The following is a 15,708-nucleotide window of genomic DNA, read 5'->3' as shown; positions in this document are numbered from 1 at the left end:
GCGCAGGTGGTGGTCGTGTTGCGGCGCGCAGAGGCGCCCGCCGCGCCCGCCGTCAGGTCCCGGCCGTTCCCAATTCTGGGAAATCGCGCCTCCGGGCCGCCGACCGCAAAACCGGGAGCTCAGCCGGTTCGTCCGTGACACGATGGGTGACGGCCGAAGCAGGTAGCGACCGACGAAAGGCCCGCCATGGGAAACCTCGACGACCGGGTTGCGGTGATCACCGGCGGAGCCCGCGGACAGGGGCGCGCGCACGCCTTGGCGCTGGCGAACGCCGGGGCCGACATCGTGGTGTGCGATATCGCCGCACCGCTGTCCGGCCTTCCCTACGAGCTGAGCACGCCCGCCGACCTGGCCGAGACCGCCGCGCTGGTGGAGCGGACCGGCCGCCGCTGCGTCGCCGTCCGGGCCGACGTGCGCAGCCTGGAACAGATGCGGACGGTCGCCGAGCGCGCGCTCGAGGAGTTCGACCGCATCGACATCCTCATCGCCAACGCGGGCATCGCGTCCAACTCGCCCGTCGCCGAGATGGACGAGCAGTTGTGGCAGGACATGATCGACACCAATCTGACGGGGGTGTTCCACAGCTTCCGCGCGGTCGTGCCGCACATGATCGAGCGGCGCTGGGGTCGCGTGGTGGCCACCTCCTCCATCGTGGCGAAGATGGGCGTGCGCAACGCGGCGCACTACGCCGCGAGCAAGTGGGGCGTGCTCGGCCTGGTGAAGTCGCTGTCGCTGGAGGTGGCGGAGTACGGCATCACGGTGAACGCGCTGCTGCCCTCCGGCGTGGACACCGACATGATCCAGAACCCGGCGACCTGGCGGCTCATGGTGCCCGGCAAGGAGAATCCCACCAGGGAGGACTGGATGGCGATCATCGAATCAGGGCCGCCCAACGGCGATCTGATCCAGCCCGCCGAGGTGGCCGAGGCCATGCTGTTGCTGGTCTGCGAGCACGGCCGTCACTTCAACGGGGAGGCCGTCACCATCTCCTGCGGCGGGAGCGCGAGCACCTCTTAGGGTCCGCGCCGGAAAACCGGCCGGTGGACCACCGACCCTGGCCTGCGCGTCGTGGCGTTCCGGGTCGTACCCACACCGGTGGCCCGCCGAACGCGTCGTTCGGCGGGCCACCGGTCCTGGCCGCGTCAGCGGCGATGCGACTCGATCGCTTCGCGCGCCGCCTGCGCGGTCTGCGCTCCCCGCTCGCGGGCCACGTCCACCGCGTGCGTCCCGCGCTCTTTGGCGGTTTCGGCGAGTTCAGGTCCGCGCTCTTTGGCGAGGTCGGCCCATTCGGCGCTGCGCTGCTTCGCCAGATCCGCCAGGTGCGCGCTTTGCTCCTTGGCGATCTCGGCCCATTCGGAGCCGCGTTCCTTGGCGATCTCGGCCCATTCCGCGCCGCGCTCTTTGGCGATCTCGGCCCAGTCGGAGCCGCGTTCTTTCGCGATTCCGGCCCATTCCGCGCCGCGCTCTTTGGCGATCTCGGCCCATTCCTGCCCGTGGGTCTTGGCGGTGTCGGCCAGCTCGCTGCCGTGTTCCTTGGCCGCGTCCGCCAACCCCGGTCCGTGCCGCTGGGCGGTTTCGGCGAGTTCGGCCCCCTTGCTCGCGGCTACCGCGCCCAGCGCCCGCGCCTTGTCCGCGGCTTCGTGCGCGTGCTTGCGCAGCGCCGCGCCGGTGGTGTCCGAGGCCGCGCCGAACGGCAGCGCCGCGGTCACCGCGGCCGCGGCGTCACGGGCGGCGCGGCGGCCGCGCCAGCCCAGCGAGGGCTTGCCCTCGGTGTCGGCGGCAGCGATCATCAGTCCGCCGAGCAGCCCGATATCCTTGAGGAACGCGTTCCGCTTCGCCGACTTGCGGGCCGGATCCTGCTCGTTCCAGAAGTCCTGCTCGGTGACGGCCGCGGGCACGACGGTCGCGGCGAGCACCAGCGCGGCCAGGCGCGGCGCCTTGCCGAGGGCCAGCAGCACACCGCCGCCGACCTGAGCGAAGGCATTGACCTGCACGACGGTCGACGGATTGGACGGCAACTTCGCGGCGATCTCTTCGGGGAGCTGCCGCTGTCCCCGTTCCAGTAGCGCGTTCGCGGACTTGACCCGCTCGTCCGGGTGCCGCAGCGTATCGACCCCGTCGACCACGAACGCGGTGGCCAGTAGCGGCCGGGCCAGTCGGCGCAACAACATGACGAAACCCCTTCCATTGATGGCGTCACAATTCGGATTCCCGCGCGGTTCGGGGCCAAACACGCCGGTCCGCCGCCGTGTGAAGGCCGCCTCATCCGGGTAACAGCTAATCGAGAGAAATCGATCTGGGGGGTGAAGGCGCCGCCGCACCGCTCGTTTTCCCGCCCTGCTCCGCCGGAAGGTATCTGCTGTGAACACCCGTACGGCCGCAACGGCGTTCGACGCCGTCGTCGCCGAGTTGCCCGCCGCGCCGAAGTGCACGTTCCGCTTCGATTCGGTGCCCTGCCGTCATCGGGCGGAATGGTTCATCCGTAAACGGTCCTGCTGCCATCCGGCGGGCGTGGATTTCCTGTGCGAGACCTGCCATACCCGCATCCATTGGATGCTCGACATGGGTGTGGTGTTCGAATGCGTCGGATGCGGTGTGCACTCGGCCAGTTTCGCCGAACTCTGCCCGACCGCGGCTCCGCTCTGAGCGCGGTTCAGCCGCCGGTGGGCTTCGGCAGGGGCGCGTCGATCGCGGCGAGGAAGCCGGTGATGATCGACGCGACCCGTTCCGGGGCCTCCACCATCGGAAGATGACCGCAGTCCGGTAATTCCACCGCCGTGTGCGGGCGCAGCGCACGGTTGAGCCGCCCGCCCGCCTTCGCCGACAGGATGCGGTTGCGCCGCCCCCAGATCGTGCAGATGGGCGGGAAACCGGAGGGCGGTTCGAATGTGTCCAACGCGCGGTAGGACGGGAAGTCCTGCACCAAGCCGTGCAGCGCTTCCAGTCTGCCCCGATCGGTCCAATGCGCCCGCACCCGCGGGTCGTGCTGGTCGCGCTTGCCCCGGCCGCGGGGGCCGAGCTGATTGCCGACGATCAGCGAGACCACCGGGTTCGGCAGGCTGATCCGCCGGGCCAGCGGAGCCAGCGGCAACCGCGCGTCCAGCCAGGCCAGGCCCGCCGACTGCCCCGAACTGACGGTGTCCAAGGTGAGCGGATTGATCAGCACCAGCGCGCGCACCCGGTCCGGTCGCTCCATGGCGTAGCGCAGCGAGGTGGCGCTGCCGAGACAGTTGCCGATCAGCACCACGTCGGTGAGCCGGTGAGCGTCCAGGAACGCCGCGAGCATGTCGGCGTAGTCGATCAGGCGGTAGCCGGTCGCGGGCCGGTCGGATTGCCCGTAGCCGGGCAGGTCGAGCGCGAAGACCTCGTGTCCGCCCCGCAGCGCCGCGACCTGGTCGTCCCAGATGCGGCGTTGTGTGCCCGCGTTGTGCAGGAGCACGACCGGTGATCCGCTGCCGGTCCGGTCGAAGACCACGGACCTGCCCCGATGTTCGAATACGCGCACGCCGACTCCCTGCGAACCACCGGCGAGCGAAGCGCCGGGTAGCAGCGATTTTACGTGGGCGGGGCCGGCCCGAGCGGGTGATTGGGGCTATCCGACGGCGGTCGAGGAGCGCAGGAACCGGCCGGTCCGCTGGGCGCCGAGCACCGGAGCGGGGACGCCGTCGCGGAATACCGGCACGCCGCCGACGAAGACCGCCGTGACGGTCTCGTCGTTGCGGTTCACCATGCGCGACAGGTTGTCGAACGGCGCGATCGGGGATTCGTGGTAGGCGTCGAGCGAATCGTCCAGGCGCGCCGGATCGAGCACCACGACATCGGCTCGATCGCCCACCCTCAGGTGCCCGGCGTCCAAGCCGTACCAGTCCGCGAGTTCGCCGGTGAGCCGGTGCACCGCCTGTTCCACCGACAGGAACGGACGGCCCGCGTTCGCGGCGTCGCGCACCCGGCGCAGGAAGCGGAGCCCGAAGTTGTAGAACGCCATGTTGCGCAGATGCGCCCCGGCGTCGGAGAAGCCCAGTTGCACGCCGGGATCGGCGGCGAGCCGGTCGAGCACCTCGGGTCGATGGTTGGAGATCGTGGTGCGCCAGCGGACCTTGGTGCCGTGCTCGACCACGAGGTCGAGGAACGCGTCCACCGGGTGCGTGCCGCCGCGCTCCGCGCCGACCTCGCCGAAGGTCTTGCCGATCACGCCCGAATCCGGGCACTCCACGATCTGCGCGTCGAAGAAATCACGGTGCCAGACGCGGGGACCGAACTTCTTGTCGTAATCCTTGCGGAAGCGACGGCGGTACCGCTCGTCCCGCAGCAGTTCGCGGCGCTGGTCCACCTGGTCGGCGAGGTGCAGTGCTTCGGCGCCGGAACCGAACTCCTCGAACACCACCAGGTCGATGCCGTCGGCGTAGACCTCGAAGGGCACCGGAAGATGCTGCCAGCGGAAGTTGCCGCCCAGCGCGTTGAGCACCCGCGCGATCAGCGGGAACAGATGCACGATGCCGGGAATGGCCTTGAGGTCGGCGGCCGAGAGCAAACTCACCTTCAACGGCCTGCGGAACAGGCCGAGGCTGCTGGCCGCCATCGTGACCAGGCTGTGCGGCCGGGACACGTCGGGTCCGCCCTGCAGCGCCCCGCCGCGCCGTCGCAGAATGGCGTTGAGCCTGCGCCTTTCCCGGGTGGTCGCGTAGGTGGACGGCAGGGTGCGCGACCGGCACACCGCACCGTCGAGTTTGTCGAACAGCAACTGCTGGGAGGACATGCCGACGAATCCGGCGTCCAGCGCCTCGATCAGCTTCGCCTCCATCCCCGCCAGTTCGGCGGCATCGGGCCGCACGTCTGTGCGGGTCGCGCGATCCAGACCCAGTTCGGCGGCCCGGATGTCGGAATGACCGATGAACGCGGCGACATTCGGCCCCAACGGCAGCTGTTCCAGCGCGGCGGCGTACTCGTGCGCCGAGCGCCAGGTCTTGTGCTCGCCGACCGCGGCTAGGACGTGCTTGCGCGGAATCGCCTCCACCCGTGCGAACAGGTCGCCCGCGTCGGAGGCGTCGACGTGGACGGTCGACAGCGAGCACGAGCCCAGCAGCACCGTGGTGATGCCGTGCCGCACCGATTCGGTCAGCGCCGGATGCTGCAGCACTTCCACGTCGTAATGGGTGTGGATGTCGAGCATGCCGGGGATCACCCATTTCCCGGTGGCGTCCACGACGTCCGGGCAGTCGGGATCCTCGATCGGGTCGGCCGAGACGGTCGCGACGCGCCCGTCCCGGATGCCCAGGTGCCGGATCGCCGAGGGCGCTGCGGTGCCGTCGAACCACTGGCCGTTCGCGATGATGGTGTCATACATGGCTTTACACCTCGAGATCGGCGCGCACGACCTTGCCGGTCGCGTTGCGCGGGAGTGCGGTGGTGGTGAGCCGCCAGCGGGCGGGCACCTTGTAGTAGGCGAGGCGCTCGGCGGTGAACGCCCGCAGCTCCTCTTCGCTGGTCGCCGTGGCGCTTTCGACCACGACCAAGGCGGCGACCTGCTGTCCGAGGTCGGCGTCGGGCACCCCCAGCACCGCGCATTCCCGCACCGCCGGATGCTCTTCCAGGCACTGCTCGATCTCCGTGGGATAGACGTTCTCCCCGCCGCGCAGAATGAGATCCGAACGGCGCCCGGACAAGCGCAGCCTGCCGTCCTCCAGCACACCGATGTCACCGGTGCGCAACCAGCGGTCGGCGGTGATCGCCGCCGCGGTCGCGGCCTCGTCCTGCCAGTACCCCAGCATCACGTAGGGGCTGCGCACCCAGATCTCGCCCTCGGCGCCGTCGGGGAGGGTGTTGCCCGCGCTGTCGCGGATCTCCAGCGTGACCCCGACCACCGGGCGGCCGACGGTGTCCGGGTACGCCGCCAGCTCGGCCGGGCTCGCCAGCGTCGCGGCCGTGCTGCACTCGGTGAGCCCGTAGCTGGTCACCAGCGCGTTTCGGGCGACGGGCAGCTGATCGCGCAATTTCTGTTGCAGCGCGGCCGACGACGGCGCGGAGTTCAGGGAGAAGGCGGCCAGCGAGGACAAGTCGTAGCCGGACAGGTCCAGTTCGAGCATCCTGGTCGCCATGGTGGGCATGGCGCCCCAGTTGGTGACCCGTTGCGCCTCGATCAGCCGCAGCACCCGGTCGGCGTCGAACGATCCCTGGTGGATCACCGCCGCGTCGCCGGTGACCAGCCGGGGCACCACCAGGTTGTGCAGGCTGGCGATGTGGAACAGCGGCGAGGTGAGCAGGAAACGCCGCCCGCTGGGCAGTTCGGCCGCCCCGGTGAGCGCGGCGGCCAGCGCGTCGTTGAAAGCGTGATAGTCGGTGACCGCCACCAGGTTCCGATGCGAGTGCACCGCGCCCTTGGGTCGTCCGCTGGTGCCGCTGGTGTACAGGATCACCGCCGGATCGTCCTCGTCGATGTCGGCGTCGGGCAGCTCGGCGGTGCGGTATTCGGTCAAGAGCGCGGGTACGTCGTGCTCCATGGTGAGCACCGGGACCCGGAGGTCCAGCTCCGCCACCAGCGCCGCGCGTTTCGCGTCGACGACGAGCACCGTGGGGCTGGTGTGTTCGACGCCGTAGGCGACCTCGCGCGGCGCCCACCACGCGTTGTAGCCCACCGCGATCGCGCCGAGCGCCTGGGCCGCCCAGAACGTGAGCACCCACTCGGGCGTGTTCGCGGCGAGAATGCCCACCCGGTCGCCCTTGCGAACGCCGAAGCGGTCGCGCAGGGCCGTGGCCAGCGCGGCGACCGCGGCGGCGTGCTCGGTGAACGACATCGTCCGGTCCGCGGTGACCAGGTAGTCCCGATCACCGTGCGCGGCCGCGGCGACCAGCACTTCCCGCAGCGAGGACTTGCGACGGCGCACCACCGGCATCGGTGCGCCGAGCACGTCCTCGACCACCATCTCGAATCGACCGCCGGGTCCGGTGAGCCTGCTCGCGGCCTGCGCCACGAACGCCTGCTGGTCGATGGCCTTTGTCATATCGGATACTTCCTCGTCACTGCGCAGGGATGATTCGTCACGGCTCGGGGACCAGCACCGCGCGCCCGGTGACCAGCCCGCGCTCCAGCCGGTCGAGGGCGGCGCGTGCTTCGGCGAGCGGGTAGCGCTCCACCTCGGCGCGCAGCTCGCCCGCCGCGGCCAGCGCCACGGAGTCGATCAGGTCGGATCTGGTGCCGCCGTAGGACTTGCGCACCGTGGCGCCCCACGGCCAGCCCGTGCCGGTGGCGGGGGCCGCCGTGATCTCCGGCGCGCCGCCGCCGAGGCCGACCATCCGGTAGGCTCCGTTGGGCGCTACCGATTCCACCGCCAGGCGCGCGGTCGCGTCGACGCCGACGAAGTCGAACACCGCGTCCGCGCCCCGCCCCTCGGTCCGCGCGAGAATCTCGCTCGCGGTGCCGTCGCTCGCGATGAGTCCTTCCGCCGCACCGCAGCGCGCGGCGAGCTCCAGCTTCTCGGCGCTCACGTCCACGGCCAGCACCCTCGCCGCGGTGGTAGCGGTCAGGATCTGCACCGCGAGGTGGCCGAGCCCGCCGATCCCGACGACCACCGCCACCGACCCGGGCCCCAGCCGATCACGAGCGTCGCGGATGGCGTGATAGCTCGACAGCGCGGCGTCGGCCAGCGGAGCGGCCTCGGCGAAGTCGAGGTCACCGATCGGCACGAACGAACTGGCAGGCACCCGCACGTAGTCGGCCATCCCGCCGTCCGGTCCGAGCCCGGGGCACGGTGGCATGGCGGTGCGTCCCGCGGCCAGGCACACGTTCTCGTTGCCTGCGGCGCACTCCCGGCAGACGCCGCACGACCAGCACAGATACACGATGCCGCGCTCGCCGGGCCTGCGGCCGTCCACTCCGTCGCCGACGGCTTCGATGGTTCCCGCGATCTCGTGGCCGAGGGTCAACGGCTCCTCGCGCATCCGGAAGGGGATGTGCAGCACGTGCAGATCCGAATGGCAGATTCCCGCGGCGCCCACGCGCAGCAACAGATCGGTGGGACCGATCCGCGGTATCGGCACCTCGCGCAGTTCCAGCACACCCGGCTCGGTGAGCTGGAGCGCCCGCATCATCCGCGCACCGCCGCGAACGTCGCGCGCAGATAGGCGTCGGCGCGGTCGGAGCCGATCAGACCCGGCGCCATCCGGTTCATGGCATAGGCGAACGTGGTGCGGTGCTCGAGGTCGTTGACCACCATCGCGCCTCCGTACCCGGCCCACCAGCACACCCGGCCGTCGGGCACTTCCGGGGCGGTCTGCCGCTGCGGCAGACCGTAACCGATGCCGAACCGCAGCGGCGTCAGAAGCGCCAGATCCACACCGTCGGACTGCTGTTGGAAGATCAACTCGATCGTCCGCTCCGACAGCAGCCGCCGCCCGTCGAGTTCGCCGCCGCAAGACACCAGCGATTGCACCCGCGCCACCGATCTGGCGTTGCCGTGGCCGTTCACCGCGCCGATCTCGGCTTGACGCCACTCGGCGCTGGCCGTCGCGGCGATGTCCAGCAGCGGGCTGGTGAGCGTCTTGACCAGCACGCTGTCCTGGTCGAGCGCGGCCAGGTCGAATTCCGGCATCTCCGGCGGAATCAAGGTCGCGATCCGCCCGTGGTGTTCGGGCGCGGTGCCGATGTGGAAGTCGGCGCCCAGTGGCCCGGCCAGTTCCTCGGCGAAGAACTCGCCCAGCGACCGGCCGGTGACGCGGCGGATCACCGCGCCGATCAGGTGGCCGTAGGCCAGCGCGTGATAGCCCGACGCGGTGCCCGGCTCCCACCACGGCGGCTGGCTCGCGAGGCGGGCGGCCGACGCTTCGGTGTCGTAGATGTCGGCCAGCTCGATCGGCGGTTGCCATCCGGAGACGCCGGAGGTGTGCGCGAGCAGATGGCGAATCTCGATGCCGCCCTTGCCGTTCGCCGCGAACTCCGGCCAGTACCTGGCCACCTTCGCGTGCACGTCCAGTTCGCCGCGCTCGACCAGGAGCAGAGCGCTCAGCGCGGTCATGGTCTTGGTGATGGAGAAGACGTTGACCAAGGTGTCCTCGGTCCACGGCGCGGCGCGTTCCGGGTCGCGGTGGCCGCCCCAGAGGTCGACGACCGTTTCGCCGTCGACCGTGACGCAGATCGACGCGCCCAGCTCGTCGCCGGAGGCGAGCCGGTTCTCCAGTTCCGTGCGCACGCGCGCGAATCGTTCGGCGCAGAATCCCGAGGTGGCGGTGCCCGTGGTGGTGGTCATCGCCGCCTCACACATGTTCGGGCGTGCGAGCGGGAACGGGCAGCGCGTTCCCCGCGGCGGCGGCGCGTTTGGCTCCGCGTGCCAGCTCCCGTCGCAGGTCGCGCACGTACGGTTCGAATTCGATCTGGATGGTGTGCCGTGGCGAGTCGTAGTAACGGCCCGACCTGGCCGATTCCGCCGACCGCATGGCCGCCCGCATCTCCTGCGCCGACGGCAGGTGGTAGCGGCCGGTCAGGTAGGCGGCGACCAGCTTGCTCTGCTGCTCGGCGAAGTTCACCAGCGTGGGCAGCGGCTGGGCCAGACCGAGGAAGAACAGATTGTCGATGCCGGGCTTCACCATCTGCTTGAACAGCGGGAAACGGTTGTCGGCGTCGGGCAGCAGTTCCGGATCGGAGAAGAACGGGAAGCTGATGCGGTAACCGGTGGCGCAGACGATCACGTCCACCTCCTCGGCGCTGCCGTCGGCGAAGCGCACCCGCGCGCCCTCCAGGGCGGTGATCGCGGGCTTGAACGTGATGTCGCCGCAGCCGGCGCGGTGCAGGAACTCCTCGCTCGCCGACGGATGCGCCTCGAACGGCAGATGGTCGGGCTCGGGCAGGCCGTAGTCCTCCATGTTGCCCCGGAACTTGCGCACGAAACGCTGCTTGAGCTTGAGACCCAGCTTCGGCGGCATCCACCGCGGCATCGAGCGCTTGTCACCCACCTTGCCGTTGACGTACTTCGGCAGCACCCACACCCCGCGCCGGGCGGAGACGTAGAGCTTCGCGGCGATGAACCGCTGCGACAGCTCGGAGGCGATGTCGAGGCCCGAGTTGCCCATGCCGACCACGACGACGCGTTTGCCGCGCATGTCGACCGGGTCGAACGGGTCGTTGTAGGCGTGGCTGTGCAGCAGCGTGCCGTCGAATTCGCCCGGATAGTCCGGGACGCGGGGGTCCCAGTGGTGTCCGTTGCAGACGATGAGCGCGTCGTAGTCCTTGGTGCTCCCGTCGCCGGTGGTGATCACCCAGCGGCCGTCCGCGTCGCGCTCGGCGGCGGTCACCTTCGTGTTGAACACGATCCGATCGCGGATGCCGAAATGGTCGACGTAGTCGCGGAAGTACTGGAACAGCTGCGAATGGTGGGGGAAGTCCGGCCACTCCTCGGGCGCAGGATAGTCCTCGAAAGCCAAGCGGAACTTGGACGTGTCGATGTGCAGGCTCTGGTAGCAGGCCGACATGCCGTTGGGGTTCTTGAAGTACCAATTGCCCCCGACTTCGTCGGAAGCCTCGTAGCAGTCGAACGGGATGCCGTGGTCGTTCAGGCGCTTGGCGGCGGTGATCCCGGACGGGCCCGCCCCGATCACGCAGACGCGGGGGAGTGCGGTTGACGTCATTCACTGTCCTCGTGCTGGAGGCCGTCGTCGGTGACGGCCGAACCGTCCGGCGCGGCTCGCGCGCCGGAGTGACGTAGGCAACAAAATAACAGTCGGTAGACAGTACGTCTAGTGAGTGACGCACTGTCCATCGAGATCGTTCGCGCGTAGACTCGGTCGGCGCAGCCGCACGTCGAGCCCTCTTTTCAACGGATATGAGGTACCTGTCCACCATGCGTACGAACGCGAGCACGAATCTGCGGGACGAGCAGAAGCAGCAGACCAGGGCCCGGCTGATGGAGGGCGCCAAGGAGCTGTTCGCCACCCGTGGCTACGCGGCCGTGCGGGTGGACGACATCGCCGCCGCGGTCGGCTGCAGCCGCGCCACCTTCTACTTGCACTTCGCCGGGAAACAGGAGATCTTGCGCGCGATCGCCGAGCAGGGCACCGTGCCCACCGTGCTGCACTTCTATCAGGATCTCGACCGGGTGCTCGAGACCGGTTCGCGCGCCGAGTTCTCCGGATGGATGACCCGCGCCATCGAGTGGTTCCACGAATACAAGGACCTGTTGCCCGCCTGGGACGAAGCGACCGCGCTGGAGCCGGAGTTCCGCGAGATCGCCCGCACCGGGATCCTCGCGTTGCCCAATGCGATGACCGCCTACCTCGCCGGGTGGCCCGACGACCGGCGCGACGAGGCGCGGCTGCGCGTGGAATTGCTGGTCGCGCAACTGGAACGATTCTTCACGCGATGGGCGATGCAGGGCACCATCGATGTCTCGGTGGACCAAGCCGTCGAAGTGCTCACCGACATCTGGTTTCCCGCGCTGCGCGCGCCGACGACGGCGAGCTGAACCGAGCGCGGGCCGACCGCGTATGTTGCCCATCGTTCGCTGAGAGCTCGAACATTGGCGTGGACGGGCCGTATTCGATGGTGGCCCGCGAATGTGTCGGCGTCGTGCGGCATCATCTGTGCACGCAGCCAACCACGAATCGCTCGGAGTTACCCATGCCGTCCCCACGAACCAAGCCGCAGCCCTTGTCCGACAGCGAGATTCAACAGATCGCCGCGGAGATCGCCGGCGGCCGCCCGCCCATGGTGTGGTTCACCGCCGCCGCGGTCGGCGTGCCGGAGGGGCGCTCGGGCAAGGTGATCTCGCTCGGCGACCCTGCCGACGGTGATTTCTTGCAGGTCCGGCCGACCGGATCGAAGGATGTACTGTCCTTCTCTCCCACCGAGGTGACCTTGACCAAGCCGCCGCGAGGGGCGGCGGGCGCCACCGCCCAGCCGAAGCAGTCAACCAGGAAGGAATCCCCTGTGACCCAGTCGTCGACCACGACGAGCGCCACGACCGAGCCCGCGCCGCCGAGCGCGCCCGCGCCGTCGGCCGCCCCGAAGCCGGCGCAGGCGGCCGCGGAAGCGAGCCGAGCCGACAGCGCGGCCAAGCAGGCCCCGGCGCCGAAACCCGCCAAGGCGGCCGCCGCCCGCAAGGCCAAGGCGCCCGAGGTCACCGTGACGCTCACCGGCACTTCCGACGGCGAGTGGTCGATCGACGTGGTCAGCGGCAAGAAGCGCACCCTGCGCGGCCTGCCGGTGGCCGGTTCGGCGGTGGCGCAGGCGGCGAAGATCCTGCATCCGGAGGTCGCCGAAGTGGTCGCGGGCGTCCTAGAGGCGTTGCGCGGGGTGCAGGAGGCCAAGGTGCAGCAGTTACAGGCCGAGCTCGAGGAGGCCAAGCGCCTGCTGGACGAGCTGAGCGACTGAATCACACGGCAGGAGTGGCGGATCGGGCGGCCGTGCGCCAGATCCGGCGCTCGGTGCCGGGTGGTGTGCGCCGCATGTCGTCGTGGAACGCGTAACCGAGCGAGTGCTGCTTCGCGTGGTACATGGCCGCGTCCGCCTCCCGGAGCAGGCCGTGCATGTCGGTGTCCGAGCTGCGCGGACCGACGCACGCCACGCCGACGCTCGCCGTGATCGGTATCTCCCCTGCGCTGAGCCCGAACGGCCGGACGAACGCGCCGAGCAGCCGTTCGGCCAGCACGGCGGCCTCCGGCCGGGACAGCCGGGCGAGGACGACGAATTCGTCGCCGCCGTAGCGGGTCACCACGTCCTCGTGGCGCGCCACCCGCCGGATCCGGCCGGCCGCCGTCGCGATGAGCTCGTCGCCGACGGCGTGCCCGTAGCTGTCGTTGACCCGCTTGAAGCCGTCGAGGTCGATGAACAGCAGCGAGATCGGTTGCTCCGCCCACTGTTCGCCGCGCTGCCGCAGCGCGCGCAGCAGCGCGGCCCGGTTCAGCAATCCGGTGAGTATGTCGTGGTCGGCCTGGTACTGCGCGCGCCGCTCGCTGCGGGCGCTGCGCACGATCGCGCGTTCGCTGCGCACCAGCATGCCGATCAGCAACAGCGCGAACAGCGACGACACCACCACGCGGTCCAGCGGACGCAGGCTCGACCCGACCACCGGCACCAGCGAGGCCACGATCAGCGCGATCGCGATGAGGCTGGCGCGCTGCCTGGAGTGGTGCGGATGGATGCGCCGCGGCGCGCCGAGCGAGGTCATGGTGGGGTGCAGCGCCGCGACACCGACGGTGGCGTAGGCGGCGAGCAGGGGAGCGAGCAGCACTCCGCGCCCGAGCGCGGTCGCGCCCGCCGTCTCCAAGCTGTAGCCCAGGTCGCCGAGCAGCACCGCCACGAGTCCGGCGTGCAGCAGCCACAGCGAGGTCTCCGCGCGCGTGGAGGTCGCCATCGAGTGCGCCACCAGGGTGAGCAGCAGCGCGTCGAGCACCGGATAGGTCGCCGCCACCAGCGCGTCCGGACCGGTCGTTGTGGCCTGCAGGATCGGGGAGATGAGGAAGGTCCAGGAGGCGAGCAGCGCGCCGAGCCCGATCAGGGCCGAGTCCAGCAGCAGGTCGTAGTCGCCGTGCACGTGGCGCGGCAACAACCAGATCAGCGCGGCGAGCCCGACGCCGAGGTAGCCGAGCAGGGTGAACGCGTCGTCGAGCGGGTGTACCGCGTGGTCGCAGACGTCGCGCAGCGTGGTGCCGGTGGCGAACAGCACCGCCGAGCCGGACAGCAGATACCACGGCAACGGGTGCGCCGGCCGGTGGGTGCGCACGCCGACGGCGATCATGGCGAGGGTCTCGCCGACGATGACCGCCATCGTCACGAACGCCGCGACCTGCGAGTCCAGTGCCAGATAGACCGCGATCGCGGCCCCGCTTCCCCCGAGAAGCGCCGCGTACCAACCCGTTCCGATGCTGCGCCGACAGCTGGTCTGTGGCGGTTCGCTGGGTGTCATCAGCCCCCCTTGGTCGCTCCATCCCCGGTGCACCGGGCCGCGTAATAGATCTGGAATCCTCCACCGCGACTTCGACGTTCGCCTGTTCGCCGAGCACCGCCCGGATGCTGTCGGCGAACGAGAACCGAGTGTTGTTGTACGAGCAGATGTCCCAACCGACCGCGGCGCGCTCGGCAACCAATATCTGGACAACTGATTTGATCATGGCACGGAACGCGGCCCCTTGGCGGGCACTTGACGCAACAAGGGGGAATCCCGCGTAGTAGTTCGCGTCCCGGGTTCGGGAGAGCGGGCCGCGAAATGGTCCGGGCCGATCCACGGCACGGTTAGGGTGCGGCCTCACGCGCGCTGCGACCGATCGGCCGCCAGCAGCCAGCCCCATCGCCGCGCAGTTCTCCGGCCGCACCGCGACCCTGACCCCGCACCGACGAACACGAGTGGCACACCACTGCGGCCGGCGTCGCCGCGCCCGGTATGTCCGCCAGGCCGGCGCAGAGGGGGATGGCGACTGCGGGTGGGCGGCACGAACGCCTTCCGCAGCCCAGCGGGTCGAAAGCGGAGTCGGCGCGGCGTGTCTCGTACCCTGGCAGCGATCGGGACAGCGAGGAGCGAGCGTGCGGACATGGGTGGCGCCGGGGCGGGTCAACATCATCGGTGAGCACACCGACTACAACGACGGCTACGTCCTGCCCATCGCGTTGCCGCTGGTGGTGCGGTGCGCGGCGGCGGGGCGCACGGACGGGTTGGTGCGGGTCGGCTCGCGGCAGCGGCCCGGCGAGCCGGTGCACGTCGCGGTGTCCGACCTCGACGGCGCGCGGGCCAGGGTGCCGGGATGGGCGCGCTACCCGCTCGGCGTGGTCGCCGAGTTCATCCGGCGCGGGCACGGGGTCCCCGGCGTGGACCTCGACGTGGACGGCGCGGTGCCGATCGGCGCGGGACTGTCGTCCTCGGCGGCGCTGTCCTGCGCGGTGGCGATCGCGCTGCGTGATCTGTTCGCACCGGAGCTGACCGACCGCAGGCTGATCGACGTGGCCCGCGCCGCCGAGAACGACTACGTCGGCGCGCCGACCGGCTTGCTCGACCAATCGGCCGCGATGCTGTGCACCGCGGGGCACGCGCTGTTGCTGGACATGCGGGCGTTCGCCGCCGACATCGACGCCCCACGCTGCGCCGAGCAGATTCCCTTCGACCTCGGCGCTTGCGGGCTGGAATTGCTCGTGATCGATACCGGCCAACCGCACGAACTGGCCGACGGCCGCTACGCAGAGCGCCGCGCGGAATGCGCGGCGGCGGCCGAGGCGCTCGGCGTAGGCGCTTTGCGTGAGGTGGCAGCGGCCGCGGACACCACCCGGATCGCCGACGACGTGCTGCGCCGCCGCGCCAGGCACGTGGTGACGGAGAACGCCAGGGTGCTCGCGGTTGCCGAAAAGTTGCGCGCGGGCGTGGACCCCCGTGGCATCGGCCCGCTGCTCACCGCGGGACACGCCTCGCTGCGGGACGACTTCGAGGTGTCCACACCTGCGCTGGACACGGCGGTCGAGGCCGCGCTCGCGGCCGGGGCGCACGGCGCGCGCATGGTCGGCGGCGGGTTCGGCGGCAGCGTCATCGCGCTCGTCGACCGGGACCGCACCGAGGCGGTGGCCGAGTCGGTGCGGCGGCGTTTCGCCGACGCGGATCTGTCCGGCCCGCGGACCTTCGCGGTGGCCCCGGCCGACGGAGCCCACCGGGTCGCCTGAGCGACCGGCCGGATTTGTGCGCGAATGTGCCACGCCGGTCGGGCATGATCGCGCAGAGTGGTGTCTGCCGACACCATTCGGCG

General features: G+C 70.4%; 13 protein-coding genes. 5 read left to right on the top strand and 8 right to left on the bottom strand.

All coding sequences use genetic code 11. The annotated features are described in order from the left end of the window. Window positions 1-186 precede the first annotated feature (186 nt). The gene (locus ACWDMM_RS12585) at window positions 187-1,017 is read left to right on the top strand and encodes a mycofactocin-coupled SDR family oxidoreductase (protein ID WP_449937358.1); all 831 of its coding nucleotides are present in this window, start codon (window positions 187-189) and stop codon (window positions 1,015-1,017) included. Between the two features lie 125 nt (window positions 1,018-1,142). Here the strand turns inward: ACWDMM_RS12585 and ACWDMM_RS12580 are convergent, their stop codons facing one another. Further along, window positions 1,143-2,171, bottom strand: coding sequence for a DoxX family membrane protein (locus ACWDMM_RS12580; RefSeq protein WP_449937356.1), 1,029 nt, complete (start codon window positions 2,169-2,171; stop codon window positions 1,143-1,145). A gap of 190 nt (window positions 2,172-2,361) precedes the next feature. Here ACWDMM_RS12580 and ACWDMM_RS12575 point away from each other — a divergent pair, with 190 nt between their 5' ends. Further along, window positions 2,362-2,646, top strand: coding sequence for a hypothetical protein (locus ACWDMM_RS12575; protein WP_357108224.1), 285 nt, complete (start codon window positions 2,362-2,364; stop codon window positions 2,644-2,646). Between the two features lie 7 nt (window positions 2,647-2,653). Here the strand turns inward: ACWDMM_RS12575 and ACWDMM_RS12570 are convergent, their stop codons facing one another. From ACWDMM_RS12570 to ACWDMM_RS12545, 6 genes are all read right to left on the bottom strand, one after another. Further along, entirely contained in the window at window positions 2,654-3,505 is an 852-nt protein-coding gene (locus ACWDMM_RS12570; protein WP_195081887.1) for an alpha/beta fold hydrolase, read from the bottom strand. An 87-nt stretch (window positions 3,506-3,592) separates the two neighbouring features. Next, entirely contained in the window at window positions 3,593-5,344 is a 1,752-nt protein-coding gene (locus ACWDMM_RS12565; protein WP_449937352.1) for an N-acyl-D-amino-acid deacylase family protein, read from the bottom strand. Between the two features lie 4 nt (window positions 5,345-5,348). Then, window positions 5,349-6,998: a class I adenylate-forming enzyme family protein gene (locus tag ACWDMM_RS12560; RefSeq protein ID WP_449937350.1), complete on the bottom strand. Its 1,650-nt coding sequence runs from the start codon at window positions 6,996-6,998 to the stop codon at window positions 5,349-5,351. A gap of 37 nt (window positions 6,999-7,035) precedes the next feature. Further along, complete coding sequence (locus ACWDMM_RS12555; protein ID WP_357108461.1) at window positions 7,036-8,082, bottom strand: NAD(P)-dependent alcohol dehydrogenase; 1,047 nt, start codon at window positions 8,080-8,082, stop codon at window positions 7,036-7,038. Continuing rightward, window positions 8,082-9,239, bottom strand: a complete 1,158-nt coding sequence (locus ACWDMM_RS12550) for a serine hydrolase domain-containing protein (RefSeq protein ID WP_357108230.1) — start codon at window positions 9,237-9,239, stop codon at window positions 8,082-8,084. Before ACWDMM_RS12550 ends, ACWDMM_RS12555 begins: the two co-directional genes overlap by 1 nt. A 7-nt stretch (window positions 9,240-9,246) precedes the next feature. Further along, on the bottom strand, window positions 9,247-10,614 hold the full coding sequence (locus ACWDMM_RS12545) for a flavin-containing monooxygenase (protein WP_449937346.1): 1,368 nt from the start codon (window positions 10,612-10,614) through the stop codon (window positions 9,247-9,249). Window positions 10,615-10,826: 212 nt separating this feature from the next. Here ACWDMM_RS12545 and ACWDMM_RS12540 point away from each other — a divergent pair, with 212 nt between their 5' ends. Together ACWDMM_RS12540 and ACWDMM_RS12535 are read left to right on the top strand one after the other, a co-directional pair. Next, complete coding sequence (locus ACWDMM_RS12540; protein WP_195081882.1) at window positions 10,827-11,447, top strand: TetR/AcrR family transcriptional regulator; 621 nt, start codon at window positions 10,827-10,829, stop codon at window positions 11,445-11,447. A gap of 155 nt (window positions 11,448-11,602) precedes the next feature. Further along, a complete protein-coding gene (locus ACWDMM_RS12535) occupies window positions 11,603-12,355 on the top strand; it encodes a DUF6319 family protein (protein ID WP_195081881.1) in 753 nt (250 codons plus the stop codon). A 1-nt stretch (window position 12,356) separates the two neighbouring features. Here ACWDMM_RS12535 and ACWDMM_RS12530 read toward each other — a convergent pair whose 3' ends face one another. Beyond that, window positions 12,357-13,889, bottom strand: coding sequence for a diguanylate cyclase domain-containing protein (locus ACWDMM_RS12530; RefSeq protein ID WP_195081880.1), 1,533 nt, complete (start codon window positions 13,887-13,889; stop codon window positions 12,357-12,359). A gap of 614 nt (window positions 13,890-14,503) precedes the next feature. Here ACWDMM_RS12530 and galK point away from each other — a divergent pair. Beyond that, window positions 14,504-15,625, top strand: coding sequence for a galactokinase (gene galK, locus ACWDMM_RS12525; protein WP_195081879.1), 1,122 nt, complete (start codon window positions 14,504-14,506; stop codon window positions 15,623-15,625). Window positions 15,626-15,708 lie beyond the last annotated feature (83 nt).

This window comes from Nocardia sp. NPDC003726 (assembly GCF_053586955.1).
Note: the sequence above shows the minus strand (reverse complement) of the source record. Positions and strands in the feature narration are given on the sequence as shown.